The 25,689-nt window shown below is 65.3% G+C and carries 21 protein-coding genes; 4 read left to right on the top strand and 17 right to left on the bottom strand.

The genetic code is table 11. The annotated features are described in order from the left end of the window. Positions 1-225: 225 nt before the first annotated feature. From ACX40Y_RS11235 to pgsA, 3 genes are read right to left on the bottom strand one after another with little or no spacing between them, the layout of a single operon-like run. Complete coding sequence (locus ACX40Y_RS11235; RefSeq protein WP_459119651.1) at positions 226-693, bottom strand: molybdenum cofactor biosynthesis protein MoaE; 468 nt, start codon at positions 691-693, stop codon at positions 226-228. After that, positions 690-947 (bottom strand): molybdopterin converting factor subunit 1, encoded by a 258-nt coding sequence (moaD, locus tag ACX40Y_RS11240; RefSeq protein ID WP_459119652.1) that lies wholly within the window; start codon positions 945-947, stop codon positions 690-692. The genes ACX40Y_RS11235 and moaD overlap by 4 nt, the downstream gene beginning before the upstream one ends. Then, positions 947-1,501 (bottom strand): CDP-diacylglycerol--glycerol-3-phosphate 3-phosphatidyltransferase, encoded by a 555-nt coding sequence (gene pgsA / locus ACX40Y_RS11245; protein WP_459119653.1) that lies wholly within the window; start codon positions 1,499-1,501, stop codon positions 947-949. Before pgsA ends, moaD begins: the two co-directional genes overlap by 1 nt. A gap of 167 nt (positions 1,502-1,668) precedes the next feature. Between pgsA and ACX40Y_RS11250 the strand changes: the two genes are divergently transcribed. Then, complete coding sequence (locus ACX40Y_RS11250) at positions 1,669-2,967, top strand: MFS transporter (protein ID WP_459119654.1); 1,299 nt, start codon at positions 1,669-1,671, stop codon at positions 2,965-2,967. A 27-nt stretch (positions 2,968-2,994) separates the two neighbouring features. Here the strand turns inward: ACX40Y_RS11250 and ACX40Y_RS11255 are convergent, their stop codons facing one another. The 3 genes from ACX40Y_RS11255 to rnr all read right to left on the bottom strand — a co-directional run bounded on the left by ACX40Y_RS11255 (position 2,995) and on the right by rnr (position 6,617). Then, positions 2,995-3,162 carry a hypothetical protein gene (locus tag ACX40Y_RS11255; protein ID WP_459119655.1) on the bottom strand — a complete coding sequence of 56 codons (168 nt, stop codon included), beginning with the start codon at positions 3,160-3,162 and terminating at the stop codon, positions 2,995-2,997. Positions 3,163-3,248: 86 nt separating this feature from the next. Next, positions 3,249-4,259 (bottom strand): LacI family DNA-binding transcriptional regulator, encoded by a 1,011-nt coding sequence (locus ACX40Y_RS11260; RefSeq protein WP_459119656.1) that lies wholly within the window; start codon positions 4,257-4,259, stop codon positions 3,249-3,251. Positions 4,260-4,376: 117 nt separating this feature from the next. After that, a complete protein-coding gene (gene rnr / locus ACX40Y_RS11265) occupies positions 4,377-6,617 on the bottom strand; it encodes a ribonuclease R (RefSeq protein ID WP_459119657.1) in 2,241 nt (746 codons plus the stop codon). Between the two features lie 80 nt (positions 6,618-6,697). Here rnr and glpD point away from each other — a divergent pair, with 80 nt between their 5' ends. Further along, positions 6,698-8,158, top strand: coding sequence for a glycerol-3-phosphate dehydrogenase (gene glpD / locus ACX40Y_RS11270; RefSeq protein WP_459119658.1), 1,461 nt, complete (start codon positions 6,698-6,700; stop codon positions 8,156-8,158). Here glpD and ACX40Y_RS11275 read toward each other — a convergent pair. From ACX40Y_RS11275 to proS, 4 genes are all read right to left on the bottom strand, one after another. Further along, on the bottom strand, positions 8,155-8,775 hold the full coding sequence (locus ACX40Y_RS11275; protein WP_459119659.1) for a CatB-related O-acetyltransferase: 621 nt from the start codon (positions 8,773-8,775) through the stop codon (positions 8,155-8,157). The genes glpD and ACX40Y_RS11275 overlap by 4 nt on opposite strands. Positions 8,776-8,809: 34 nt before the next feature. Continuing rightward, complete coding sequence (locus ACX40Y_RS11280; protein WP_459119660.1) at positions 8,810-9,409, bottom strand: TIGR02466 family protein; 600 nt, start codon at positions 9,407-9,409, stop codon at positions 8,810-8,812. Between the two features lie 8 nt (positions 9,410-9,417). Beyond that, positions 9,418-10,731 (bottom strand): glycosyltransferase, encoded by a 1,314-nt coding sequence (locus tag ACX40Y_RS11285; protein ID WP_459119661.1) that lies wholly within the window; start codon positions 10,729-10,731, stop codon positions 9,418-9,420. Positions 10,732-11,098: 367 nt separating this feature from the next. Further along, on the bottom strand, positions 11,099-12,631 hold the full coding sequence (proS, locus tag ACX40Y_RS11290) for a proline--tRNA ligase (RefSeq protein WP_459119662.1): 1,533 nt from the start codon (positions 12,629-12,631) through the stop codon (positions 11,099-11,101). A 119-nt stretch (positions 12,632-12,750) separates the two neighbouring features. On the opposite strand from proS, the gene ACX40Y_RS11295 reads away from it, so the two are divergent. Then, positions 12,751-13,734, top strand: a complete 984-nt coding sequence (locus ACX40Y_RS11295; RefSeq protein WP_459119663.1) for a nodulation protein NodZ — start codon at positions 12,751-12,753, stop codon at positions 13,732-13,734. 18 nt (positions 13,735-13,752) lie between these two features. On the opposite strand, the gene fcl is transcribed toward ACX40Y_RS11295, so the two are convergent. The 7 genes from fcl to ACX40Y_RS11330 form a co-directional block, all read right to left on the bottom strand. Beyond that, on the bottom strand, positions 13,753-14,715 hold the full coding sequence (gene fcl / locus ACX40Y_RS11300) for a GDP-L-fucose synthase (protein WP_459119664.1): 963 nt from the start codon (positions 14,713-14,715) through the stop codon (positions 13,753-13,755). Then, positions 14,705-15,766 (bottom strand): GDP-mannose 4,6-dehydratase, encoded by a 1,062-nt coding sequence (gene gmd, locus ACX40Y_RS11305; RefSeq protein WP_459119665.1) that lies wholly within the window; start codon positions 15,764-15,766, stop codon positions 14,705-14,707. Before gmd ends, fcl begins: the two co-directional genes overlap by 11 nt. Positions 15,767-15,885: 119 nt before the next feature. Next, positions 15,886-18,033, bottom strand: a complete 2,148-nt coding sequence (locus ACX40Y_RS11310) for a hypothetical protein (protein WP_459119666.1) — start codon at positions 18,031-18,033, stop codon at positions 15,886-15,888. A 250-nt stretch (positions 18,034-18,283) separates the two neighbouring features. Next, a complete protein-coding gene (locus ACX40Y_RS11315; protein ID WP_459119667.1) occupies positions 18,284-19,471 on the bottom strand; it encodes an acyltransferase family protein in 1,188 nt (395 codons plus the stop codon). A 10-nt stretch (positions 19,472-19,481) separates the two neighbouring features. Next, positions 19,482-21,113 carry an O-antigen ligase family protein gene (locus ACX40Y_RS11320; protein WP_459119668.1) on the bottom strand — a complete coding sequence of 544 codons (1,632 nt, stop codon included), beginning with the start codon at positions 21,111-21,113 and terminating at the stop codon, positions 19,482-19,484. Between the two features lie 15 nt (positions 21,114-21,128). Beyond that, positions 21,129-22,364: an oligosaccharide flippase family protein gene (locus ACX40Y_RS11325; protein WP_459119669.1), complete on the bottom strand. Its 1,236-nt coding sequence runs from the start codon at positions 22,362-22,364 to the stop codon at positions 21,129-21,131. 117 nt (positions 22,365-22,481) lie between these two features. Next, the gene (locus ACX40Y_RS11330; protein ID WP_459119670.1) at positions 22,482-24,500 is read right to left on the bottom strand and encodes a right-handed parallel beta-helix repeat-containing protein; all 2,019 of its coding nucleotides are present in this window, start codon (positions 24,498-24,500) and stop codon (positions 22,482-22,484) included. Positions 24,501-24,704: 204 nt separating this feature from the next. Here ACX40Y_RS11330 and ACX40Y_RS11335 point away from each other — a divergent pair, with 204 nt between their 5' ends. Continuing rightward, on the top strand, positions 24,705-25,646 hold the full coding sequence (locus ACX40Y_RS11335; RefSeq protein ID WP_459119671.1) for a glycosyltransferase family 2 protein: 942 nt from the start codon (positions 24,705-24,707) through the stop codon (positions 25,644-25,646). Positions 25,647-25,689: the final 43 nt, after the last annotated feature.

The following is a 25,689-nucleotide window of genomic DNA, read 5'->3' on the forward strand; positions in this document are numbered from 1 at the left end:
CTCGTAGCGTTGCATCCGAAATGCGGTGGCACGACGCACGCGCAGCAGCGTCGCCGGACATCACTGTTTCGGAAGATGCGGCACATATGCGCCAGCGGCCACCCTGTCAAGCGGCGCAGGCGAGGTTGCTGCTGGAGCTAGCTTCATACATCAAACGCCCCGTTGCGCCAAGCGACGCCCCCTCCCGGGGCCGGCGGCAATCCCAAAGCGGGTAGCCTTCGGCGGCTATGCCGCGCCCTGACCCCCGTCCTCGCCCTCGCCCCAGCGCGCGGCGGCGGCATCGTCGCTGGCGCGGGGCTCGACCCAGCTTGCCGCCTGGCCGCGCCATTCGCGCTTCCAGAACGGCGCCTCGGTCTTGAGCCGGTCGATCAGGAAGGCGCAGGCATCGAGCGCGGCGGCGCGGCGGCTGGCGGCGGTGCCGACGAATACGATCCGCTCACCCGCCGCCATCCGGCCGACGCGGTGGACGATCGTGACGCCGAGCAGATCCCAGCGCGCGAGCGCGCTTTCGGCGAGCGCACACAGCGACGCTTCGGTCATGCCGGGATAATGTTCGAGTTCGAGCGCGGTGACGCCGTCATCGCCGCGGACGACGCCGGTGAAGCTGGCGACGCCGCCCGCCCCGCGCTCCTCGAGCGCCGCGATCTCGACCGACAGTTCGATCGGCGCGGGATCGACCGAGACGCGGATCATCCGCCCGTCACCGGCGGGAAGATCGCCACTTCGCGCGCGCCGGCCAGCGGCGCGTCGAGCGGGACGAAGCGCTGGTCGATCGCGGTGCGCAGCCGATCGGGCTCGGCGAGCGCGGCGGCATGGCCGTCGCTGCGCGTGGCCAGCCAGGCGATCAGATCGGCGACGCTGCGCACGTCCTCAGGCGGGTCGATCCGCTCCTCGCCGCAGCCGATCCGTTCGCGCACCCAGGCGAAATAGAGCAACTGCATCGCCATCAGCTGTCCATATGCCGCAGGCCGACGCGGAGATAGTCCCAGCCGGTGATCGCGGTGAGCGCCGCCGCCACCCATAGCGTGACGAGCCCGGTGACGAGCACCAATGGCCATTCGGGCACCGCGCCGGCGAGGATCAGCGCGCCGAGCGAGACGAGCTGGAACGTCGTCTTCCACTTCGCAAGGCGCGAGACCGGCACCGACACGCGCAGCCCGCCCAGAAACTCGCGCAGGCCCGACACGGCGATCTCGCGCAGCAGGATCACCAGCGCGGCGATGACGTGGAAATCGGCGATTGCGCCCTTTGCCACCAGGATCAGGATCACTGCGGCGACCATGATCTTGTCGGCGATCGGATCGAGGAACACCCCCAGTTTCGACACCGTGCCCTGCGCGCGCGCCAGATAGCCGTCGAAATAGTCCGTCACCCCCATCAGGCAGTAGAGCGCGAACGCGATCGCGAAACCCGGCGCCCAGTGCGGCCACCAGAGAAAGCCGACCAACAGCGGCACCGCGAGGATGCGCGACAGCGTGAGGATGTTGGGAAGCGTCAACATATCAGAGCCGTAGCATCCTCCAGCGGCCAGCGGGAGGGGTCAACGCGCGACCGCCGCGCGGGGTTCGACGATGCGGCGTACCGGAATAAGCCATTGATGGACGCGGCCCGGCTCGGCTATGCCGCACCCCAATGGGCGGCGCAGCCGCTGGTGGGAGCTTTTATCGGATGATCGGTGCGCTCGGGCTCATGAAGGAGCGCCGGTTCCTGCCCCTGTTCGTCACGCAGTTCCTGGGCGCGTTCAACGACAATCTGTTCAAGAACGCGATGATCTTCTTCGCGACCTACCAGATCTACAATTCGGTCGAGGCGGAGACGCAGTTCAGCGCGATCGCCACCGGCATCTTCATCCTGCCCTTCTTCCTGTTCTCCGCGCTCGCCGGCCAGCTGGCCGACAGTTACGACAAGGCGCGGATCATGCGGATCATCAAGGCCGCCGAAGTGGTCATCATGATCGTCGGATCGGCGGGCATCTTCCTGAAGAACCTGCCGCTGATGCTCGCCGCGCTGGTGGGCATGGGCATCCACTCGACCTTTTTCGGGCCGATCAAATACGCGATCCTGCCGCTGCACCTGAACGAGGACGACGTGCTGGGCGGCACCGGCATGATCGAGGCGGGCACCTATATCGCGATCCTGTGCGGCACGATCGCCGGCGGGCTGATCAGCGCGCATGCCGCGGCGGTGGGCGTGATCCTGGTGGCGATCACCGGGTGGTTCGCGTCGCTTCGCATCCCCCCTGCCCCGCCGCTGGTGAAGCTGAAGATCGACTACAACATCTTCCGATCCTCGGCGCACCTGATCTCGGGCACGATGCACATCCGCCGCCTGTTCCTCGCGATCGTCTCGATCAGCGTGTTCTGGTCGATCGCGGCGGTGCTGGCAGTGCTGTTCCCGCCGCTGGTCAAGAACGTGTTCCACGCGCAGAAGGACGTGGCGAGCGTGTTCCTGGGTATCTTCTCGGTCGGCATCGCGATCGGATCGGTGGTCATCAACCGGCTGCTCAAGGGCCATGTCTCGGCGCGCTATGCGGTGCCGTCCGTGCTGGCGATGGCGGTGTTCGTCGTCGATTTCCACTTCGCGGCGCGCTTCTGGCCGGTGCATGACGGGCCGCTGCTCAAGACGATCCTGTTCATCGAGCATCCGGCGGCGTGGCGCGTGCTGGCCGACCTGGCGATGATCGCGATCACCGGCGGCATGTTCGTCGTGCCGCTCTATGCGTTCCTCACCACCACGGTGGAAAAATCGCAGACGGCACGCACGGTGGCAGCGAACAACATCGTCAATTCGGGCGCGATGGTGCTGGGATCGGTGGGCATCCTGGGCCTCACCAAGATACCGGGCATCGCAGTCGAGGATGCGATCTGGGTCGTGGTCGGGCTGGCGCTCGCCTCTGCCTGGTGCGCGCATCGGCTGCACCTGGCGGGCGACGTGCCGCGCGAGCCGCTGGAACACCTGCCCGACTGAGCCGGCGCCGTTACCGCGGCGGGAAGCTCAGAGCAGGAAGGTGTAGAAGCACACGAAAAAGGCAGTGAAGCTCAGCACGAACAGGCGCAGATCGCTGTCCTCGCTCGCGCGGCGCTGACGGGCGCTCGCCCGGCGAACGTGCTGGCGGAACGGGTGGCGACGAGGCGTGCCCTCGATGACGAGTTGGCGTTGCATGGCCCGATGTTAACGCTTTGTTTAGAAATCGGACCATTGAAAAACATGGTTAACGGCGTCCCCGATCGGGACTCGTCCGCCGCCGGTCAGCGCGTGGGCGCCGGCCCGGTGGTGGCGCGGACCATCAGTTCGTGCCCCAGCGTCAGCTGCGTCCGACCGGGCGTGCCGTCGAGCATCAGGCCGGCGGCGGCATAGGCGAGTTCGCGCACCGGCTGGCGGATCGTGGTGAGCGGCGGCCACACCGCGCGGGCGAGATCCGAATCGTCGAAGCCCGCGATCGACAGCGCATCGGGGACCGCGACATCCGATTCGTGCGCGGCCGCCAGCGCGCCGGCCGCCATGTCGTCATTACCGGCGAAGATCGCGGTCGGCCGGGGATCGCGCGCGAGCATCGCGCGCGCCGCCTGCCCGCCCGAGGCGAAGCTGTAATCGCCGGCGACGACCAGCGCGGGATCGAAGGCGATGCCATGCGCCGCCAATTCGGCACGATAGCCGGCCAGACGATCGGCCGACGAGACATGGCTTTCCGGCCCGCTGATGAAGCCGATCGAGCGATGCCCCTGATCGATCAGATGGCGGACGATCTCCCGCGCGGCGGCGATATCGTCCATGCCGGTCGCCAGCCCATGCCCCTTTCGCACGCCCGGCGCGATGCGGACATAGGGCAGCCCGCGCGCATCGAGCGCATCGAGCAGCGCCGAGGATTCGGTGAGCGGCGGCGACAGGATCAGCCCGTCGAGATGCGCTTCATCGACCAGCGCCAGCACGTCCTGGACGACGCCGGGCGAGCCGCTGTCGAGCGGCTGCATCAGCAGGCGATAGCCGAGTTCGGTGCAGCGTTCGAGCGCGCCGGCCTGGATGTGGAAGACATAATAGGGGCTGGGATTGTCATAGAGCAGCGCGACCTGGAACGACTTGCGCCCCGCCAGCGTGCGCGCGGCATGGCTCGGCCGGAAATTGAGCCGGGCGACAACCTCCTCGACGCGGCGCCGGGTTTCCTCGCTGACGTGCTTTTCATTGTTGAGCACGCGCGACACGGTCTTGAACGACACGCCCGCGATCTTCGAAACTTCCTTGATCGTCGGACGGTTAGCCATCGATTTACCTCTCGCACCGGTCTGGTTGGCAGCCGAAATCTCGGCTGGGCGATGCGCCTTTTAGCGCGATACAACCATTATTGTACCGATTTCGACAGCGCTGTCTCGCCTTCGTCCTCAGCGCTTGCGCCCCTGATGCCGGATATTGGCCGGACGACCGCGCCGCTTGAGGTTGCGCGGCACCGCCTTGCCGCGCCGATCGGGCATGGCACGGCCGCCGGCCGAACCCTTGCCGTCGGGCAGTTCGAAGCGCAGCGCGCCGGTGACCGGATTGGCCTCGACCAGCCGGAGGTCGATGTGCTGGCCGACCGTGAATGCCTCGCCGCTCTGTTCGCCGACCAGCCGCTTGCCCGCCTCGTCGAAGTGGAAATATTCGCTGCCGAGGTCACGCGCTGGCACCAGCCCGTCGCCGCCGACGCCCTCCACCGTCGCGAAGAAGCCGAAGCTCTGGACGCCGGTGATCCGCGCCGGCATCACCTCGCCCACATGCGTCGCGAGATAGGCGGCGACATAGCGGTCGATCGTCTCGCGCTCGGCCTCCATCGCGCGGCGTTCGAGCTTCGAGATCGCGTCGCCGATCCGGTCCATCGACCCGGCCTCCTCGGCGGTCAGCCCGCCGGGGCCGAGCGCATAGGCGGCGACCAGCGCGCGATGGACGACGAGATCGGCATAGCGCCGGATTGGCGAAGTGAAATGCGCATAGGAGCCGAGCGACAGCCCGAAATGGCCGACATTTTCGGGGCCGTAATAGGCCTGGGTCTGACTGCGCAGCACCTGTTCCATCACCTGGGGACGGAAATCCTCCTCCTCGATGCGGGCGAGGATGTTGTTGAACGTGCCCGGGCGGATTACCTGGCCGAGCGCGAATTCGACGCCGAAGGTCTTGAGATATTCCTTGAGCGCGACGAGCTTCTCGCGCGCGGGCGGCTCGTGGATGCGGTACATCACCGGCGTCTTCTTCGCCTCGAGCGCCTTGGCCGCCGCGACATTGGCGGCGATCATGTAATCCTCGATCAGCTTGTGCGCATCGAGCCGCTCGCGCGGGGCGACCGAGAGGATGCGGCCCTTTTCGTCAAGGACGATGCGGCGTTCGGGGAGGTCGAGATCGAGCGGCTCGCGCTTCTCGCGCGCGGTGTTGAGCGCGGCCCAGCAGCCCCAGAGCGGCCGCAGCGCGGTTTCGGTGAGCGGGTGATCGACGGTGCCGTCGATCGCCGCCTGCGCGTCTTCATAGGCGATGTTGGCGGCGATGCGAACCAGCGCGCGACTGAACCGCCAGTGCTTGAGCGCGCCGTTCTTCGTCACCTGAAGATGACAGGCGAGCGCGGCGCGATCGACGCCTTCCTTGAGCGAGCAGACATCGGCCGAGAGGATTTCGGGCAGCATCGGCACGACGCGATCGGGGAAATAGACCGAATTGCCCCGCTTGCGCGCCTCGCGGTCGAGTTCCGACCCCGGCCGGACGTAGAAGGAGACGTCGGCGATCGCGACGATCGCCTTCCACCCGCCCTCATTGGCCGGATCGTCGTCGGGCATCGCCCAGACCGCATCGTCATGGTCGCGCGCATCGGCCGGATCGATCGCGACGATCGGCAGATGGCGCAGATCCTCGCGCTCGTCGCCAAGCGGCTGGGCGGCGACGCGGCCCGCCTCGTCGAGCAGTTCTTCCGAAAACACGTTGGGAATGCCGTGGCGGTGGATCGCGATCAGCGAGAAGCTGCGCGGCGCGAACGGATCGCCGAGCCGTTCGACCACCTTCGCGCTGATCCGCGGCGGCCGCCCGCTCTTTTCGGCAAGCACCAGATCGCCGACCTCGGCCGCGCCGGCATCGGACACCGGCCAGCTGTGCCGTTCCTTCTTCTCGACGCCCTGGAGCCAGAGCTTGCCACCCTCTTCGTGGAGCACGCCGAGCATCAGTTCCTCGCCGCGCGCGAGCTTCTTCATCGGATGCGCGATCCAGCCATTGCCGGCTTCTTCGGTGCGCGCGAGGATGCGGTCGCCCACGCCCAGCGCCGAACGCTTGCCGCGCGGTTCGCGCACGCGCAGCCGGGGCGCGGGGACGTGTTCGGCCTCCCATTTCTCGGGCACCGCCCAGGTGGTATCGCCATCGGCATCGGTGATGCGCAGCACCGTCACCTTGGGCACGCCGCCCATCTTGTGAAAGGCGCGGCCGGGGGCGATGTCGATCAGCCCTTCGTCGCTCATGTCCTTGAGCAGCGCCTTGAGCCGGATCTTGTCCTGCGCGCTCAGGCCAAAGGCGCGCGCGATCTCGCGCTTGCCGGCGGGCGTATCCGACGCGGTGATGAAATCGAGGATCTGTTGCCGCGACGGCAGCCCTGCGCTTGTTCTGTTCTTTGCCATGTAGCCCCAACATAGGGAATCGGCCCACGCAAACCAATCGCGGACTCGCATGGCCCCTGCGCGCGCCCTAGGATGGGTTTGTGGACCTGGACCTTCTCATCATCGGCGGCGGAATCAACGGCTGCGCGATCGCGCGCGAGGCGGCGCTGAACGGCTGGCGGGTGATGCTGGTGGAGAAGGACGATCTTGCCGCGCACACCTCGTCGGCGTCGAGCAAGCTGATCCATGGCGGGCTGCGCTATCTGGAGCAATATGAGTTCCGGCTGGTGCGCGAGGCGCTGCACGAGCGCGAACGGCTGATCGCCGCCGCGCCGCACCTGATCCGGCCGATGGCGTTCGTGCTGCCGCACGCCCATGCGGTGCGTCCGTGGTGGATGATCCGCGCGGGGCTGTGGCTCTATGACCTGCTCGCCGGGCGATCGTCGCTGCCGCGTTCGCGATCGCTGCGGCGCGGCGAGCACGCGCTGGCAGGCCCGTTGCACGGGAGGCCGCGCGGCTTCGTCTATTTCGACGCCTGGGTCGACGATGCGCGGCTGACGATCGCCAACGCGGTGGACGCCGCCGCGAACGGCGCGCGGATCGCCACTCGCACCGCGCTGACCGGCGCGACGCGGACCGAGCGCGGCTGGACGGCGACGCTGTCGGACGGCGGCCGCATCGAGACGCGCGCGCTGGTCAATGCCGCCGGGCCATGGGTGCGCGCGCTGCTCGACCGGATCGGCGTCGCCACCGCTGCGCAGGTGCGGCTGGTGAAGGGCAGCCATATCGTCGTACCCCGCCTGTACGACGGCGACCATGCGTACATCCTCCAGCAGCCCGACCGGCGCATCGTCTTCACGATCCCCTATGCCGATCGGTTCACCGCGATCGGCACCACCGACGTGCCGGTCGACCGGCCCGAGGATGCGGTCTGTTCCGATGCCGAGCGCGACTATCTGTGCGATGCGGCCAATCGCTATTTCCGGGCGCGGATCGGGCGCGGCGACATCGTTAGCGACTGGTCGGGCGTGCGTGCGTTGTATGACGACGGCAAGGCCGCAGCGCAGGCGGTGACGCGCGATTATCATCTCGATCTCGACGCGGCGGGCGCACCGCTGCTTTCGGTATTCGGCGGCAAGATCACCACCGCGCGCGCGCTGGCCGAGGAGGCGGTGGCGCGGCTGGCGCCGGCGCTGGGCCTTGCGGCCGAGCCGATGACGCGGGCGCGCGTGTTTCCCGGCGGAGCGATCGCGGGAATCGACGCGTTCGTCGAGCAGTGCCGCACACGCTGGCCGTTCCTGGGTGACGCGCGGGCGGCACGAATGGCGCATGCCTATGGCACGCGGCTCGCCGAGATGCTGGACGGCGTGACCGATGCGCCGGGGCTCGGCGAGGAACTGGGCCTGGGGCTGAACGAGATCGAGCTGCACTGGCTGCAGGGCGAGGAATGGGCGCGAACCGCCGAAGATGTGCTGTGGCGGCGCAGCAAGCTGGGGCTGAGGGCCGATGCGGGCGTGGCCGCGCGGATCGCCGACTGGCTCGCGCGCCACCCGGCGGCTTAGGTGGCCGGGAGCGCCGCGCCGAACGCCGCCGCATTGTCGACCGTCGGGCGAATCGCGAAATCGGGCGCCAGCCGCGCCGCCTGTGCCAGCGCCACGCGATCGAACGTCCACCAGCGGGTGCGCTCGATCGCCTCGATCACCTCGGGTTCGAAACGGTGGCGGATCAGCTTGGCGGGGTTGCCGGCGACGATCGCATAGGGCGGCACGTCGCGCGTCACCACCGCCCCTGCCCCGATCACCGCGCCGCGCCCGATATGCTTGCAGCCCGGCGTGATGATCGCGTGATGGCCGAGCCACACATCGTCCTCGACGATCGTCGGCTGCGCGACGACACGATCGCGATCAATCACCCCGCGCGCCTTGAGGTAGCAGATCGGGTGGGTCGACAGCGCATCCATCGGATGATTGGCCGAGATGATCAGCGCCGATCCCGCGAACGAGCAATAGCGGCCGATGCGCGTGCCCGGCGGGATGCGCCAGCGATCGAACACGCCATAGCTATAGTCGCCGATCTCGATCCCGTAGAGCCGCGCGAAGCGGCGGCGGAGGAACGCGCTTTCCTCATGGTTGCGCACCAGCTTCGTCAACGCCTTGTCGACCATGCTTTGCAGACCCATTCAAATCCTCCCTGCGCCGATCACCGGCGTCCGCTTACCAGCGATAGTTGAAGCTGACGCTAATCCGCTTGTCGCGCGCGGCGCCCGGCGGCACTTCATGCCGGAGCCAGCTTTCCCACAGCAGCACGGTGCCCGGGGCGGGCGTGACCTCGATGAAGGGCTGGAGCGGCTCGGGCGCGTCGGCGAGCCGGGTGGGCGCGGCCATCATCATCGCGAGCCGCGGATCCTCCAGCTTCAGCCCGCGCGCGCCGGGGGGCAGCGCGATATAGACGGTGCCCGAGACGACGCTGTGCGGATGGATATGCGCGCCGTGCCCGCCCTTGCCGTCGAGCACGTTGACCCACAGGCTGTCGAGCTTCAGCTTGCGCCCGCCGAGATCGAACGCGCAGGCGGCGGCGAATTTGGCGACATGCTTGTCGAGCAGGCGCTTGAGATCGGCAAAGGCGGGATCGCGGATCGGCAGATCGTCGAGCGAGGCATAGCTGGTATAGCCGCGATAATGATTTTCGCGGCACCAGCGGCGGCCGGCGGCATCGTCCTCGGCCAGTTGCAGGCACGAGGCTTCGAGCTCGGCGATCAGGGCATCGTCGCCCAGCGGCTGCTCGTAGAGCAGGGTGGAGAATAGCGTACGCACGGGCCGCGCTATCGCGGGATTCGGTGCGGGGGGCAAGCTGCGCGCGCCTGGCGGCCGAGGGCGGCGATCCGCCGGGCGGCATCGGTCGCGCCGTCTTCGCCCGCGATGATGCGCGCGGCCCGCTCCGCCGCGGGTTGCGCGCAGGGATCGGCGAGGTGGCGGGCAATCGCTTCGGCGGCGCGGGGGCCGGCGAATGCCTTCCGCTTGATGGTCACGCCGATGCCGGCGCGTTGCAGCCGGGCGGCGTTATCGAACTGATCGCCGAAATGGGGCACGACGATCTGGGAACGGCCGGCCCTTAGCGCCTGCCCCGTCGTGCCGATGCCGCCGTGATGGATGATGGCGGCGGCATGGGGGAAGACCGCCGAGTGCGGGGCATAATCGAGCGAGAGACAGTCGCCATCGAGGCGCGGCGCGCCCGGCTGACCGGTCAACAGCACCGCGCGCAGGCCGAGCCGCCGGGCCGCCGCCGCCGCTTCGTCATAGAAGTGCCCGGCCGATGCGACTACGAACGAGCCCAGCGTAAACACCAGCGGCGGCGGCCCGGCGCGCAGAAACGCATCGAGTTCGGGCGCGAGCGGTTCGTCCGCACCGCTTTGGCTGTCGAAGAAGGGGAAACCGACCAGCGCCGCGTCCGCGCGGGCATCGGGCGGCAGCGCGCCCAGCGCCGACCACCAGCAGCACAGCACCGCCCGGGTGGCGCGGCCGGGATCGAGCATCGGTGCGCCCTCTGCCCCGCCCAGCCCATGCTGCGCCCGCACGGCATCGATCCGCTGTGCATAGCGACGACGCAGAACGCCGCGAACCAGCGCGTACACGGCCCGATTCCAGCTGCGGCCGAGCGGGCTGCGCGGGTGCGGCCGCATCGCCTCGAACCGGGGCGCAGCCGGCGGCTCCCAGGCGGAGAACAGCGTCATCGGCTGGAGCACGACCGTCGCCAGCGGCAGGCCGCGCTTTTCCGCGACGATCCCGGCGGCCAGCGCGAAGATCGAGCCGGCCAGCACGTCCGCCCCTTCCGCCAGCGCGTCGAGCGCCGCCGTGCTCGACGCGAGCGAGGGCATCAGGATTTCGTCGAGCACGAAGCCGGTATCGGCCAGGACGCGTGCCGCAACGGCCTCGGGCGCAAGGCCCAGCCGATCGCAGATCGTGGCATAGCCCGGCAGGATCGCCGCGGCTTCGAGCCCGGCGGCACGAACCTTGCCGACATGATCCTCGGGCACCGCCAGCACGACCTGCGCGCCCTGCGCCCAGAGCGCCCGCCCGATCGCGATGAACGGATGGAGATCGCCCAGAGACCCGATCGTCGCCAGCACCACGCGCATGGTTTGCCCCCTTGCGATTGCGGTGGTTGCAGGGGGCCGGCGTCACGTCAATCAAGATCCTCCCCGGCACGGGGAGGGGGACCAAGACGCGAAGCTTCTTGGTGGAGGGGGCCGTCCACGAGGCCGTCGCCCGCTGCGTTCCCCCTCCACCACCGCCTTCGGCGGCGGTCCCCCTCCCCGTTCCGGGGAGGATCGGGGCGCAGGGGCGGACGTCGGGTCCATCCCACGCCTTCCCGGCACGATGCGGGGACCAAGGCGCGCAGTGGCTTGGTGGCGGGGGCCACCCACGAGGCCGTCGCCCGCTGCGCGCCCCCTCCACCACCGCCTTCGGCGGCGGTCCCCCTCCCCGTTCCGGGGAGAATTTTTCTCAATAGGCGCGCGCCACCAGGATGCGTTCGACCGCCGGCTTGCCGGTGAAGATGCACGCGCCGTCGGCTCCTGCCGCATCGCCCGGCACGTTGCGGACGGTGAGCTTGAGCGCCTTGAGCCGTTCGACCACGCCGTCCAGTTCGGCGCCGGTCGGCTTGGCCCATTGCACTTCGACCCAGCCGGGGAATTTCGCGCTGTCGTCGAAATGCGCCGCCAGCGTTTCGAAATCGGTGACGTCGCGGCGGATGTTGGCTTCCAGCCGCTCGCGCGCGTCGAGGTACAGCGACTGCTGGATGCTCTCCAGCATCGCCGCGGCTTCGAGCACGAAGTCGCCGCGCGGCAGGATCTGCGAATCGAGCTTGCCGTCCTCGCGGTAGAGCTTGTTGCGCTGGATCACCGAGACGCTGCCGCCAGCCATGTCGCGCCCGCCGACCTCGATCACGATCGGCGCGCCCTTCTTCACCCAGCCCCAGCGCTTGGTTTGTGCCTTGACCGCCTTGAGGTCGAGCAGCGCGCGAACGGGCTCGCCGAGCGCGCTCTGCTTGGCCAACTCGGCCTGGAGCGACTTGCAATAGTCGATCAGCGCGGCATCCTCGGGCTGGTCGCGCAGCATCGGCACGATCACGATCTGCCACGGCGCCACCATCGGCGGCACGCGCAGGCCGTCGTCGTCGCCGTGCACCATGATCAGCCCGCCGATCATGCGGGTGGAGACGCCCCAGCTGGTCGTCTGCGCCAGCTCGAACTGGCCTTCGGAGTTCTGGAACTTGATGTCCTGCGCCGAGGAGAAGGTGGTGCCCAGGAAGTGCGAGGTGCCGGCCTGCAGCGCCTTGCCGTCCTGCATCATCGCCTCGATCGAGAAGGTAGAGACGGCGCCCGGGAAGCGCTCATTCTCCGGCTTCTCGCCCGCGACCACCGGCATCGCCAGGCAATCCTCGGCGAAGCTGCGATAGACCTCGAGCATCTTGAGGGTTTCTTCCTGCGCTTCTTCCACCGTGGCGTGGGCGGTATGCCCTTCCTGCCACAGGAATTCGGCGGTGCGCAGGAACATGCGGGTGCGCATTTCCCAGCGGACGACGTTCGCCCATTGGTTGATGAGCACCGGCAGGTCGCGCCAGCTTTGCACCCAGCGCGACATCGCCGCGCCGATCACCGTTTCCGAGGTGGGACGGACGACCAGCGGTTCTTCAAGCTTCGCCTCGGGATCGGGCACCAGCCGGCCGTCCTTCTGGACGAGGCGGTGGTGCGTGACGACCGCCATTTCCTTGGCGAAGCCGTCGACATGCTCGGCTTCCTTCTCGAAATAGGAAAGCGGGATGAACAGCGGGAAATAGCAATTCTCATGCCCCGTCGCCTTGATGCGATCGTCGAGCAGGCGCTGGATCCGCTCCCAGATGCCATAGCCCCATGGCCGGATGACCATGCAGCCGCGCACGCCCGAATCCTCGGCCATGTCGGCTTCGCTGATGACGGTCTGGTACCATTGCGCGAAATCGCCGTCGCGCGTGACGGAAAGGGCGTGCTTGATCATGCGTGCAGCGATTAGCGCCTGGGCGGGCGGACGCAATGGCCAACAATGCTTGCACACAGGGCCAAGGATCAGGAATAGAGGGCGCGGCGGTCCCCGCCAGGCCTGTTGAGGAGCATTGGATGATCGCCGACCCGACCGACAAATATCTGTGCGTCAAGGGAAAGGCGGGGCTAGGCAATCGCATGCAGGCTGCGATCACGGGCTGGCTTTACGCGCAGCTGAGCGGCCGACGCTTCGTGCCCGACTGGTCGGATTTTACCTATTCGAATGAGGGCGAGAACGTCTTTCACGCGCTGTTCGCGTGCGAGGGCAGCCTGTCGGCGCTGCCGGGCGTGACCGAAACGTCGGTCGCGCCACCGATCTGGATCGATCATCTCGACAAGTCGGCCGACGAGATGGTGACGCAGTTCGGCGAGGGAAAGCACAGCGGGCCGACGCTGTGGCGCAACTATTCGATCGACCTGTCACGGCTCGATCATCCCGAACGCTATGCGATGTTCTGGAGCTATACCCAGCACATCAAGCTGCTGCGCCCGCACTTCAAGGGGCAATGGGCGGATTGGGCGCGGCTGAGCGACGATCAGGTGATCGCGCGCGTGCTCCAGCAACACATCGTCCTGTCCGACGCGATCCGCGCGAAGGTCGATGCGTTCAAGGCCGCCGAGTTCGCGGGCGAGGTGATCGGCGTCCATGTCCGCTACATGGATCGCAAGACGTCGATCCGCGATTTCCTGCGCCACATCGACCGGCTGCACAAGCAGAAGCCCGACGCGCTGATCTTTCTCGCGACGGACAACAAGGATGCCGAGACGATGATCCGCGGCCGCTATCCCAAGGTCGTGACCACGCCCAAATGGTTCCCCGAGGGCGGCGTTTCGATGCACCAGAACCCCGAATGCCCGGACCGGCTGAACAACGCCGTCGAAGCATTGGTCGACATGTACCTGCTCGCCGAGTGCGACTATCTGATCTTTCCGGGCAGCTCGACCTTCTCCAAGATCGCCAGCCTGATCTCGCACATGCCGCGCGGCCATGTGATCGACATCGAACGCTATAGCCCGCGCATCCGGCTGAAGCAGTTCATCAAGTCGCTGGTGCAGTGATCCGGCCGAGCACGCCGCTTATCCGGCGGCGTGCTCCAGGAACCAGCGATAGGTTGCCTCCAGCCCGTCGCGCAGGCCGATGCGCGGTGCCCAGCCGAGCCCGCGCAGCTTATCCGCGCTCATCAGCTTGCGCGGGGTGCCGTCGGGCTTGGTCGGATCGGTGAGGATATCGCCTTCGAGCCCGACGACCTGGCAGATCATCTGCGCGACCTCATAGATCGTCAGATCGGTGCCCGAGCCGACATTGACATGGGTTTCGCCCGAATAATGCCGCATCAGATAGACGCAGGCATCGGCGCAATCATCGGCGTGGAGGAATTCGCGGCGCGGCGTGCCGGTGCCCCAGATCGGCAGATCGCGCTTGCCGGCCAGCTTTGCCTCATGCGCCTTGCGGATCAGCGCGGGCAGGACATGGCTGGAATTCAGGTCGAAATTGTCGCCGGGGCCGTAGAGATTGGTCGGCATCGCCGAGATGAAGTCGAGCCCGTACTGCCGGCGATAGGCCTGGGCGAGCTTGATGCCGGCGATCTTGGCGATCGCATACCATTCGTTGGTCGGTTCGAGCGGTCCGGTGAGCAGCGCCTCCTCGACGATCGGCTGTTCGGCGAATTTGGGGTAGATGCAACTGGAGCCGAGGAACAGCAGCTTTTCGGTGCCGGCGCGGCGCGCGCCTTCGATGATGTTCGCCTCGATCGCGAGATTGTCGTAGAGGAAATCGGCCGGATAGGTGTCGTTGGCGAGGATGCCGCCAACCTTGGCCGCCGCCAGGAACACCGCGTGCGGGCGCACCTCGCCCAGCCAATCGAACGTCTGGCGCTGGTCCTTGAGGTCGACCTGGTCGCGGCCGACCGTCAGGATTTCGCAGTCCTCGCGCGCCAGGCGGCGGACGATCGCGGAGCCGACCATCCCCCGATGGCCGGCGACCCAGACGCGCTTGCCGGCGAGCGAATAGCCGCCCGCCTGCCCCGTCTTATTCGCCATTGCCACGCTGCTCCTTCGCGACGCGGACCATGTCCTCGCGGACCATCTCGGCGCAGAGATCCTGCCAACCGATATTGTGGTGCCAGCCGAGCTTGGTCCGCGCCTTGGTGGGATCGCCGATCAGCAGATCGACCTCGGTCGGGCGGAAATAGCGCGGATCGACCTCGACCAGCGTCTTGCCGGTTTCGGTGCAGATGCCCTTTTCATCTATGCCCTCGCCTTCCCAGCGCAGCGCGATGCCGACTTCGTTGAATGCATGGCCGACGAAATCGCGGACCAGCGTCGTCTCACCGGTGGCGAGCACATAATCGTCCGGCTCGTCCTGTTGCAGCATCATCCACATGCCGCGGACATATTCGCGGGCATGGCCCCAGTCGCGCTTGGCGTCGAGATTGCCGAGATAGAGCTTGTCCTGGAGCCCAAGCTTGATCGCCGACACCGCGCGGGTGATCTTGCGCGTGACGAAGGTTTCGCCGCGCAGCGGGCTTTCATGGTTGAACAGGATGCCGTTCGACGCGTGGATACCGTAAGCCTCGCGATAATTGACGACGATCCAATAGCCATAGAGCTTGGCGACGCCGTAAGGGCTGCGCGGATAGAAGGGCGTGGTTTCCTTCTGCGGCACTTCCTGGACGAGGCCGTAAAGCTCCGACGTCGACGCCTGGTAGAAGCGCGTCTTCTTCTCCAGCCCGAGAATGCGGATCGCCTCAAGGATGCGCAGCGTGCCGATCGCGTCGGCATTGGCGGTATATTCGGGCGTCTCGAAGCTGACCTGGACGTGGCTCTGCGCGGCGAGGTTGTAGATCTCGTCGGGCTGGGTCTGCTGGATGATGCGGATCAGGTTGGTCGAATCGGTGAGATCGCCGTAATGGAGAATGAACCGTGGGTTATCGACGTGCGGATCCTGGTACAGATGCTCGATCCGACCGGTGTTGAACGACGACGAACGCCGCTTGATGCCGTGTACGACATAGCCCTTGGAAAGCAGCAGTTCGGCGAGATACGCCCCATCCTGACCGGTAACACCGGTGATCAAAGCCGTTTTAGTCATCCGCCGACAATCTCCATGATGATAAACTTGCAGGCGCGTGGCCAAATTGTCTCGTCCGGCCGCTACAACAGCGGCGATACGCCCGTCCACTCAATTGCAAGACAACCGTGAAATCAGCGTTACTCGTTTCCTGCGATTGCGCCAACGGGCGAAGCCGACGTGACGGACCGGCCGAAACTGTCGAAAGGGATCAGCGGACGCGTGCCATAGGTTTGCTGACGCGACAACGGCTGGTAGCGCAGTTCATCGTCGAAGCGCAGCGAACCGCCGCGCGAAACCCCGCCCTCGCCACGCGCACGGCCTTCGAGGAAATGGCATCGTTCGATCCTCAGCCCTTCGCTCGGCAGATCGGGGGTGTCCGCATCCATCCGCGTGCACAGATTGAAGAGTTGAACATGGTTACGATGGCCGTGCCCTGGAGATCGGTTTCGAAACGTCAGGCAGCGCGGCTGGCTGAAGAAGCTGTTCTGGGCGGTCACGAAATTGCGGTGACCATCCTGGAACTGACCCATTTCGGCGCCATCCCCGGTTTTTCTGAGGATCGACAACGCCATCGCAAATCCGACCATCGACTTGCCCCGCCCGATCGAGACGCTGTTCTGATCCGCGCTGAACTGCTCCAGCAATTCGCCGGTTCCGCTTGCCGCATCATAATGATCGACGAGGCGATATTCTCCGCTCTGCGGACCGGATAGAATCCGTAGGACGTCGTCGGAGAGCACTTGGTTCGGCCGGCCGGACGCGCTTTCGAGCTTGAACCGCCGCCCCCGGGTAGACATCACCGTCCCCTCCTCCAGCTTCACGGCGCCTTGTGTAAGGAAAAGCTGAGCAGTCGGCGACGTAGCGCGATAACGGAAGATGGTAGTGTTGCGCATGCCGCGCTGCTCTGGCCGCAGCACGCCCTGCTGCTGGCAGAAATCGGCGTGCCAGATCAGATAGAAGCGAAGCCGGTCACCCGGCGCGAGTGCCGTGAGATCACCTTCCAGAAGCAGTTGGTTCGACGACGGGTCGGCAGCCAACACTTGCACGCCGTCCCGACCACCAAGTCCGCCTGAAACGATGGTTGCACGGCAATCCGGCCGACGCCCCATGCGAGGGAAGTCCGCGGCACCGGCAAGTTGTACCAGGGTCGCACCACTTGGCCCGCGCGCCGCCGATTGCACGATGAGATCCGGTTGTGCGTGGACACGCTGATGGAAGCTGCGCGTCATGGTGACGAAATAGCCGTCGATCACAACATCGTCATAACCCGACCCACCTGCGAAACTATCGGTCGATTCACGCGCAGTCACGTTGCGATACAGCCGGGCGCCCTGGGTCGTGTAGTTGACGAACAGCGACTCGGTGAGAAACACCCCGCCGCGCGCATACGGTAGGGGATTGTTGACCGCATCCCGCATCGCGGGCGGACCGGCCGACAGATTGTACCCGACATCAAGACCGCGCGCGCCACGCGGTCCATTCTCCCCGGCTCCATCGACGAGCCGGCAGGCCGAAAATCCGAGGGTATAATCGGGCACGCGCGACTGGATCCGGAGCATTTTCGACAGATCGATCGTCAGCCCCTTGAAATGCACCGCCCGCGCCGGGACGACCCAGCGCCCCTCGGGCGCCACACGGGCGCTACGCGTGATGATCACTTGGTCGGGCCTGAGGCCATCGGCGGCGACCACCTCGATCATGCGCCGGTTATCCATCGCCCGCGACCCGGGCGTGACATTCGCGTCCTCGACGTAGGTGCCGGGACGAAGCAGCGTCACCAGCCCGCCGTCGCCGACGCCCTTCAGGTCGAGCGCCCGATGCAGCGTCCGCCACGGCGCCGCGCGCGTGCCGGTGGCATCGTCACGCCCCGCCACGGGATCGACGAAACCTTTGCGACGCGTCGCGTCAAGAGTGCGATCGACGTTGATGACCAGCGGAATCTCGATCCGGCGTTCGAGCCCGTGCTCGCCGCGCAGATAGCAATAGAGAATGGCGTCGCCCGCCGTGACCGCGCCCTCCCCCGCCCCGATTTCGACCGAGAAGCCGATCGAGCCCTGGGGCGCGACGCTCCCGTCGTGCATTCGCACCGGCGTCTGGTTGACACTCCATTCGGTGACGGTGACCGAATTGCCCTCGAGATAGAATTCCGCCTCACGGAAATAGTTGATCTCGCCGCCGGACGCCGGCTGGGGCGGCAGGCCGAGCGCAGTGATTCGAATACCCTCGCCGTGGAGCCATTCGCCAGGCACTGCCGAGAAGCCGCCGGTGAACCGCTCGTCCGGCACCAGCGTTCCAAGCGGCCGATCGCTTTGGGGGGGCGGTTCGCCTCCGCTCCTCGCCCGGCCGTCCCATCTCGGACCGGGCTGAAGCACGCCGGGCGGCGCCTTGCGGCCGTGCGAGCGGGCGGGCGCAGACGGCGCCGAACAGGCCAGCGGCACCACCGACAGCGCCAGCGCGCTGCCGACAAAGCTACGGCGAGTCGTGTGGGTCATCCGCTACTCCTGTTTCCGCAGAGCGGCATGACAGCCGGGCGGATCAACTGCGAGGCACGACTACATCGGCCGTCATCGGAGTGGCGTGCCCGCCCGCATCCGTCTTTTGCCTGTAATGGTGGCGAAACCGATCGAGCGCAGGTTTCTCGACGAAGTGCCACGATGCCGCGGCGAATGGGATCGTCAGCAACAGGTTGGCGACCGATAGCGTATAAGGAGATGTGAATCCGACAAGATACTGCAGAACCATCATCACGGGCGCAGCATAGATATACATGCCATAAGAATAGTCGGGCCACGACGCGGAGACACTACCGTTGCGCGCGTTCAGAAAGCCCAGACAGAGCACGAAATAGGCGATAAAGATCTGACGGGCATGCAGCCCAGCCGCAGGTGCATAGCGCTGAATTAATAGATTGGCGGCGAGCAACAACAAACAGATTCCCCAGGACAGCGGGATCCTGTGCCGCAACAGATAGCAGGTGATGCCCATGGCGAAGGACACCCAGAGGCGGTCCAGGCGCTCGAACTGATAGCCGAGGCCGCCGCCCACCAGCGATGACGTTCCCGTCGCCACCGCCAGATCCCATAGTATGGCAAAGGCAAAGGTCGCCGGCAGAACGAAGCGGAGCATCGCCCCGCGCCGCGTCAAACCGCACGCGGCGACGAGCGCGAGCAGCGCATAGCACCGGGCCTCCCAAGGCAAGGTCCATAGCGAGCCGTTCACGTTGCAAAGCCCTTCGCCGCAGCGAATGCCGGTCAAACCGAAGCTGGAAAAGACCAGCGTTCCGTTCATGGCGACGAAGCGTATTGTCTCCTTGCCGGTCAGATATGCCGTTGTCGAGACGCTGGTGAAGGCGAGCCCACCGATCGCGACGATCAGGAGCATGACGAACAGGCCAGGCCAAATCCGCACGAACCGCGCGAGCGCGAAGCGAGTGAGCGAAGGGTTCGAGACGATACTGCGGTAGACGAGAAAGCCCGACAGCATGAAGAATCCGTCGACCGCATAGTTCGACACCGGAGCACCGAGAAGACCGGCGAGATCGTCGCTGTGAAGGCCGTAAACCGCATAGAAGCAGTGCGAATAGATGACCAGGCTTGCCAGCAGCAGGCGCACCAGCGACAGATCGTTGCGATCTGGCCGGAGCGATCGATCGTCGATTCGCCATAGCCGCCTTCCAGACCGGTCGCCAACCGGATGATTCTCCTCGCTCGGCGTCGACGTCATCGCAGCTTCCCTATCGCTTCAGGCCCGGCGCCGACGCGCTACCCGATGCGAGCTTTGCCCGATATGCCATCCCCAGCGATAGCCCCAGCAACATGAAAACCAGGGGGTTGTTATCGGTTTGCGATAGTACGAGGCGCGTCGTCATCAAGACCGCCAGCATCGACGCGATTGCGAGTTCAAGCGGGTAGCCTCTGACGCGAGACAGCAGTCCGTTGCGGACCTGCGAGATGATCGCGAGCACGATCGCGCCATAAAAGGACAGGAAGCCGAGCAGGCCATAGTCCGCGGCGACCGAGACATAACCGCTGTCGATCGACAACTGCCCGCCCAACGTTCGCCAGCCCACCGCTGCCGCACCCTCGCCCGGGCCATAGCCAAAAAGCGGTCGCTTCGCGACAGCGGGTACCGCGAGGTCGAACTGCTGGCCACGTGCATCGTTACTCTGCTGCGATGCGCCGCCGCCCAGCACGCGTGTGCGCAGTGCGTCAACCGAGACGATCGCCATGCACATCGCCAGCATCAGCGCCGGATACATCAGCGTTACGGACGGACCGATGAGTCCGCCCCGATACATGCGCCAGCGCCGGATGCCCCACAGCAGAAAATACACCGCATGGGCGACGATGAAGCCCACCATGCTAAGGCGCGCGCCGCTCAGGAAGGCCGATACAAGCAGGATACAGTCACACAAGCCCCAGAGCGATAGCCGCCAAACCCCTTTTGCATTGACCAGCTTGTGCGCCATCAGCGGCGCTAACAGCGCGAGAAACTCGCCATAGGACAGAGGCGAGGTGAAGGTGGTGATTACGCGGTAACGATCACGGAACTGCGGCTCGAGGATGCGCTGCACGGCCTCGTCCTGAATTCGCAGAAAGCTTGGAATATGGTTGGCCCACAGGACGTGTTCGGCCCGATATTCGAGCGCACCGACCAGCATCAGCACCGCGCCCGCCGCTAGCAGGAAATTCGCCCACCTTGCCTCTCTTCCGGCGGCATTGCCGAAGAACCAGAGCGCGATAAAGAACATCCCGATCCAGGTGATCGAGATATCGACAAAGCGATTGATCGTCTCGCCGGGGGATGTTGACGTGAACGTCGACAGCACCATCACCACGATGAACCCGAGCACGGCTCGCGACAAAAGGGGAGAAGCACGCAGGATGGCGGCGATCTGGCTGCGAAACGGCTTGGACACCGATACGCTGACCAGCAGCAGCACCACCGCACTTGCGCCCACCAGTCGCCGGACCGAGATCCAGGGAAGGCCGCCGAACGAGAACGCAAGATAATTCGGCCAAAGCAGCATCGCGAAGGTGAAAACGACAAAGACTCGCCCCATTGCCCGGGTCGGAGCCCGGGGCGCTTCCGGCAGCGCCCAGATCACGAGCAGTCCCATAATTGCCAGCGGGGCAGCAAACGGGATCAGCATACCGAGCGGGAACACTGCCACCACGAGCCCGTAAAAAAGCGCTATGAAGCAGACGAGACCCAACAGCAGCAACCGGCGAAGCAGTAGCCACCAGGTTGCATGATCCGCCGTGTACTGCGGCAGCACGGGACCACCGCGTCGGAACAGCCATGCCCGCATTTGGCCCATGCGCAGCTGGAGCCCGCTCTGGCGCAGATCAGTGATCGATGTCACGCTACTCCCACCCCCTCAACGCACCCCGACGACCCAGCGGACAGCCGCGAGCGACGACATCCGAATCAGCAAGAAGGGCAGCGCCGTCGCAATCGCCGCCCCCACTGCACCATAAGGCGGGATCAGCCACAACGCGAGCGCCGCTGAAAGCGCCGCCCCGGCAACCGAAAAACCCAGCACCAGCTTTTCACGATGCACCATCACGAGCACGGCACCACCGGCGGCGGTGGTGAGCGCCAGCAACTGCCCCAGCACCAGAATTTGCATTGCCGGCGCTCCCGAGACGAAGCCGCTGCCGAACAGGCCCATGATCCAGCGAGGTGCGATCAGTACAGCAAGCGCGACCGGCGCCGAGGCTACCGTCAGCGCCAGGATCGTCAGCCGCAGAATCCGGCCGATCCGCTTCAGATCGCCTCGCTGGAAGCTGGCGGCAAACACGGGATGCAGGATGGTCTCCGATGTGGCGGCAAGTAGCTTAAGCGACGACGCGATCTGATAGCCAATGCGGAAGATTCCGGCCTGTGCGGGACCATGCGTCGCCGCCAGCGTCACGGTCGCAAACCAGTCGATGAAGAGATTACTGGCATTCGCCAGCAGCACGGAGAAGCCAGGCCCCACCATCGCCTCGTCAAAGGGCTCCGGCGGATCCCAGTCGCGCGTCGCACGCGCGAGCCGCCACGCGCCAAAGAGATCGCCCACACTCCAGCCAGCAACATAGCAGATCGCTGGCACGATGAGGTTGTCGGTCCAGCCCAGGGCAATCGCGATTGCAAGGCCGATACACCCCATGATCGTGCCGATCGGCCCTTCGATCAGTTGCGACGAGCCGATCTGTCCGAGTCCACGAAGCGCGTTCGACACCAATCGGCTGTAAACCATGCCGGGAATCACGAGCGCGAGCACGAACAGATGCGGCGCGATCGAAGGCTCGCCGAGCAATCTCACGGAGATGGAATCATGCAGCGCCAATAACGCAGTTGCGATCAACAGGCTTGCTGTCATCGCGATTTTCAGTGCCCGCCGAATGGCCGCGCGGGCGATCCCGCTTCGCCCGGCGCTGAGCGCCTTTGCGACGGTGCGGACAAGGATGAAATCGAGCCCGAGCAGCGCGATGGTCACGGCCATGAAGGCGGTGGTCAGCGCGGTCCCGAATGCGCCGACCCCTGCCGGACCATAGCCGCGCGCGACGAGCCAGGTGAAGCAGAAGCTCGTAACGGCGCCCAGCCCCTTGACACCGAACCCCACGACCATCTGCCCGCGGAGCCCGTTCAGGTGCAATGAACTGCGTATCACAAAATTCCGATCGAGGGCTGGGAACTGTCTGCCATCCCATATGGCAGACAGTTCCCCCCAGCAAGGCATCGAGCCTCAGGCGTAATGGATGTCGAAGCCCGAGAACTTCGATACGCTCATGCTGCGCCGCGCTAGGCCGGACAAATCGCCGGCCGAGACCACCGGCACCACAGTATTGGCCACCGAAACGCGACTGGCCACTGAGGCACTCGCCGTCGTCGCCGTTGCGGTCACCGCGGACGGGATTGCCGTGACAAGAGCGGCGCTTGCCTCCGCGCGGGCAGCGGTACTGGCCGCTCCCGTACCACTGCCGACAGCGGTCGCCGCCACGCTCTGAACCATCGACAGGCGCAATGCCGAACTTGTGCTGCCGCTTGAAGCGAGCGCCACGACCTGCGCCGGACTGAGCGCAGAGTCACGCATCTCGATATTGCCGACATAGCCGTTGGCCGCCGTACCGAACGGACTGCCGACATAAAGGCCCCAGCTTTCAAGTGCCCGAGTTGACCCGCTGATCGCGGTGCTGCCGCGTACAACATTATCAACATATATAATCGCCTTGCCCGTCTTGCTGTCATAGGTCAGTGCGATCTTGTGGTTCTTCGTATCGATGATCTTCGCGCCCGACGTCACAAGCGAGAATGTCTTGCCAGCATCGTTCTTGATCGTGAAGTTGAGTTCGCCATCGGATCGCAGCGACACCGACCAGCTCTGGAACACACCGATGATCTGGCCCGCGGTGGAGGTCATCGATTGCCGCTTGAAGTCGAACGACAGCGTGAAGGCGGGTAGATTATAAAGCTGCACCGAGTTCGATTGAGACAGGCTGAAGCCTTTGCCGGTCTGCACATGATACATCGTGCCGTCGATATTGGTCGCATCGATGGCGGTTGCGGTTGCCACTGAGTTCCACTTCGACTTCTCGACCATGCCAGTCGAGGAGAATTCCAGATCGAGCAGAAGACCGGCGCTTGACGTCTTCCGTGCCTCAAGCTGTTCCTGCGCAACCAGAGCCGCTGCGGCGCTCCCCGCCGGCGGCTGGTAGCCGATGCCCGACACGATCATTTCCGAAAGCTTCGCAGAGTGTTCGCCGTTGATGTTGGCGAACTTGCGGAGCGTGACCGAATCGGCGCTGAGCCAGCTGTTGCCCGTTTCGACGATATTGGTCGATTCCTTGCTAGCCACCAACCGATCACCGACATTGCCGCGGACAGTGGCTCCGTCGACACGTTCGAGCCGGATCCAAGCGGGAATTGTGTCGTCAGTGCGCGAAACAACCGTGTTCGACTCAACAGTGATATTCTTGCCGCCGGTCACGCTGATCCCGTTGTACATGCCGTTGACGTAGATCAGGTTATTCGAGATCTCGACATTGGTGTAAGGAAGATTACCTTCTTCATCGTTCAGGAAAATGCCCTGGATCGGCTCCCCCTTCCCCTGCATGACGACGTTGTTCTTGATGACGATGTTGCTGGAGGCGGTGGTTTGCCCGCGAGTCAGGAACTGGATAGCGTCCGGATGCTCGCCGTTTACTGGATACATGTCGGTGAAGAAGTTTCCATCGATCACAGCATTAGTGATCGAGGACAGGTTCAAGCCGTCGCGGCGATTGTCGTGGAAACTGTTGTCCTTCACGAGAAGCCCGTTAACATTCGAAATGTTGAGCGCCAGTGCGACGTGATCGACGGACGAGTTCATGATCGTGATGTTCGAGCTGTCGCGGACGAACATGCCCCAGCCCACGCTTTGCGTGACATCGCCCGAACCGCCCGAAATGGTCACGGCATCGAAAACGATGTTTGAAGACTTGTTGACGTTGTGAAGACGAGTGTAATCGGCATCCGTCGGCGCCAGGTCACGCGCGAGCGTCAGATTACGAAACGTGATATTGCTGCTGCTGTCGAGATCGACCCGCTGAACCGTGGCAGGGTTATCGGGATCAAGCGACGTGATCGTGACGTTTGACGCGTACTTTACATTGTTCAGCTTGACTTGCTGATAGGTACCAGCCGCCAGCTTGATCGTCTCGCCACCGGTTGCCGCCGCAAGTGCAGCGTTGAGTTCAGACTGATTCTTGACGATGATATCCGGCATTTAAGCACCTTTTACTACGACCCGTTTCAGTCGATGCGACCTTAACTAATCCAGGTTTTTACAGCGCCACCGTTGAACTACACCCTTATCAACAAAGTTAATTTATCGTTGCTATACTAAGGTCTTCTCCCTACCGATAACGAAACGACCCGAAGACTGCCGTTGAGACTTCACTCGGCCAGGATTCCGCGCTAGCCACGCCCGATGATCGCCAGCCCGCCACCCGAAGTCAGCATTCTGGTCGTCGCCTTTCGGTCGGCTAGCTTCATCGAACGTTGCATCGAGGGCATTCGCGCTGCCGCGGCTGACACGCCGCACGAGATCCTGCTGATCGACAATGGTGACGATGGCACCGAAACGCTCGTGCGAACACGGTTCCCCGACGTCCAGATCGTGCCGAGCGAAGGCAATATCGGCTTTGGCGCTGGCAACAATCGATGTGCTGCGCAGGCGCGGGCGCCGCGGCTTCTGCTGATCAACCCGGACGCCATTCCACAGCCTGGGGCGATCGATGCCTTGATCGCATTCGCGCAATCGACGCCGGACGCCGCCGCGTGGGGGGGGCGCTCGCTTTCGACCGATGGTCGCCTCGACACCGCGAACTTCCTGTCGCTGCCGCGCGTACGCGACTTTGTTAAGGGCCCGATCGATTCGCTCCGCGGTCTTGCACGAGGAGGATTGCCTGCCGATGCAACCCAACCCGGCCCCGCCGATGTGCTGAACGGCGGCTTCATGATGATACGTGCCGATGTGTGGCGGGCACTTGGCGGGTTCGACGAGAGTTTCTTCCTCTATTCGGAAGAGATCGATCTGTTTCGAAGGCTGAAGGACTGCGGTGAGCGCGTTCTCGTTCACCCGGACGTCGCTGTCATCCATGATGCCGGCGGCGGACAAGCGATCTCGGCGAGCCGGTTCCTGTATCGAACCACCGGCCAAATGCACTATGCACGCAAGCATTTCAGCCGCACCGGCGCCCTTGTGACCGGCGCGAGCCTGTGGCTGGTCGCCGCCAAATATGCGATAGGCGCCCCCATTGCAGCGATGGTCATGCCGAACAGGCGTCTGCGGCTCATGGCACTCGGCGCCGCCTGGCGAGCGGTGTGCCTGTCTCCCGGGCGCTGGTGGCGCGGCTACGCGGATCGCTGAGTGCGGGCCAGCAGGGTGCGGAGCCGGCCGGCCCCGCACCCGC

Source organism: Sphingomonas sp. RS6, from assembly GCF_054489705.1.

Excerpts from the sequence above, each read along its gene's own strand:
- ACX40Y_RS11235 (WP_459119651.1), bottom strand. The coding sequence starts at position 693 with ATGATCCGCGTCTCGGTCGATCCCGCGCCGATCGAACTGTCGGTCGAG.
- moaD (WP_459119652.1), bottom strand. The coding sequence starts at position 947 with ATGGCGATGCAGTTGCTCTATTTCGCCTGGGTGCGCGAACGGATCGGC.
- pgsA (WP_459119653.1), bottom strand. The coding sequence starts at position 1,501 with ATGTTGACGCTTCCCAACATCCTCACGCTGTCGCGCATCCTCGCGGTG.
- ACX40Y_RS11250 (WP_459119654.1), top strand. The coding sequence starts at position 1,669 with ATGATCGGTGCGCTCGGGCTCATGAAGGAGCGCCGGTTCCTGCCCCTG.
- ACX40Y_RS11255 (WP_459119655.1), bottom strand. The coding sequence starts at position 3,162 with ATGCAACGCCAACTCGTCATCGAGGGCACGCCTCGTCGCCACCCGTTC.
- ACX40Y_RS11260 (WP_459119656.1), bottom strand. The coding sequence starts at position 4,259 with ATGGCTAACCGTCCGACGATCAAGGAAGTTTCGAAGATCGCGGGCGTG.
- rnr (WP_459119657.1), bottom strand. The coding sequence starts at position 6,617 with ATGGCAAAGAACAGAACAAGCGCAGGGCTGCCGTCGCGGCAACAGATC.
- ACX40Y_RS11275 (WP_459119659.1), bottom strand. The coding sequence starts at position 8,775 with ATGGGTCTGCAAAGCATGGTCGACAAGGCGTTGACGAAGCTGGTGCGC.
- ACX40Y_RS11285 (WP_459119661.1), bottom strand. The coding sequence starts at position 10,731 with ATGCGCGTGGTGCTGGCGACGATCGGGTCTCTGGGCGATCTCCATCCG.
- proS (WP_459119662.1), bottom strand. The coding sequence starts at position 12,631 with ATGATCAAGCACGCCCTTTCCGTCACGCGCGACGGCGATTTCGCGCAA.
- ACX40Y_RS11295 (WP_459119663.1), top strand. The coding sequence starts at position 12,751 with ATGATCGCCGACCCGACCGACAAATATCTGTGCGTCAAGGGAAAGGCG.
- fcl (WP_459119664.1), bottom strand. The coding sequence starts at position 14,715 with ATGGCGAATAAGACGGGGCAGGCGGGCGGCTATTCGCTCGCCGGCAAG.
- gmd (WP_459119665.1), bottom strand. The coding sequence starts at position 15,766 with ATGACTAAAACGGCTTTGATCACCGGTGTTACCGGTCAGGATGGGGCG.
- ACX40Y_RS11315 (WP_459119667.1), bottom strand. The coding sequence starts at position 19,471 with ATGACGTCGACGCCGAGCGAGGAGAATCATCCGGTTGGCGACCGGTCT.
- ACX40Y_RS11325 (WP_459119669.1), bottom strand. The coding sequence starts at position 22,364 with ATGGTCGTGGGGTTCGGTGTCAAGGGGCTGGGCGCCGTTACGAGCTTC.
- ACX40Y_RS11330 (WP_459119670.1), bottom strand. The coding sequence starts at position 24,500 with ATGCCGGATATCATCGTCAAGAATCAGTCTGAACTCAACGCTGCACTT.
- ACX40Y_RS11335 (WP_459119671.1), top strand. The coding sequence starts at position 24,705 with ATGATCGCCAGCCCGCCACCCGAAGTCAGCATTCTGGTCGTCGCCTTT.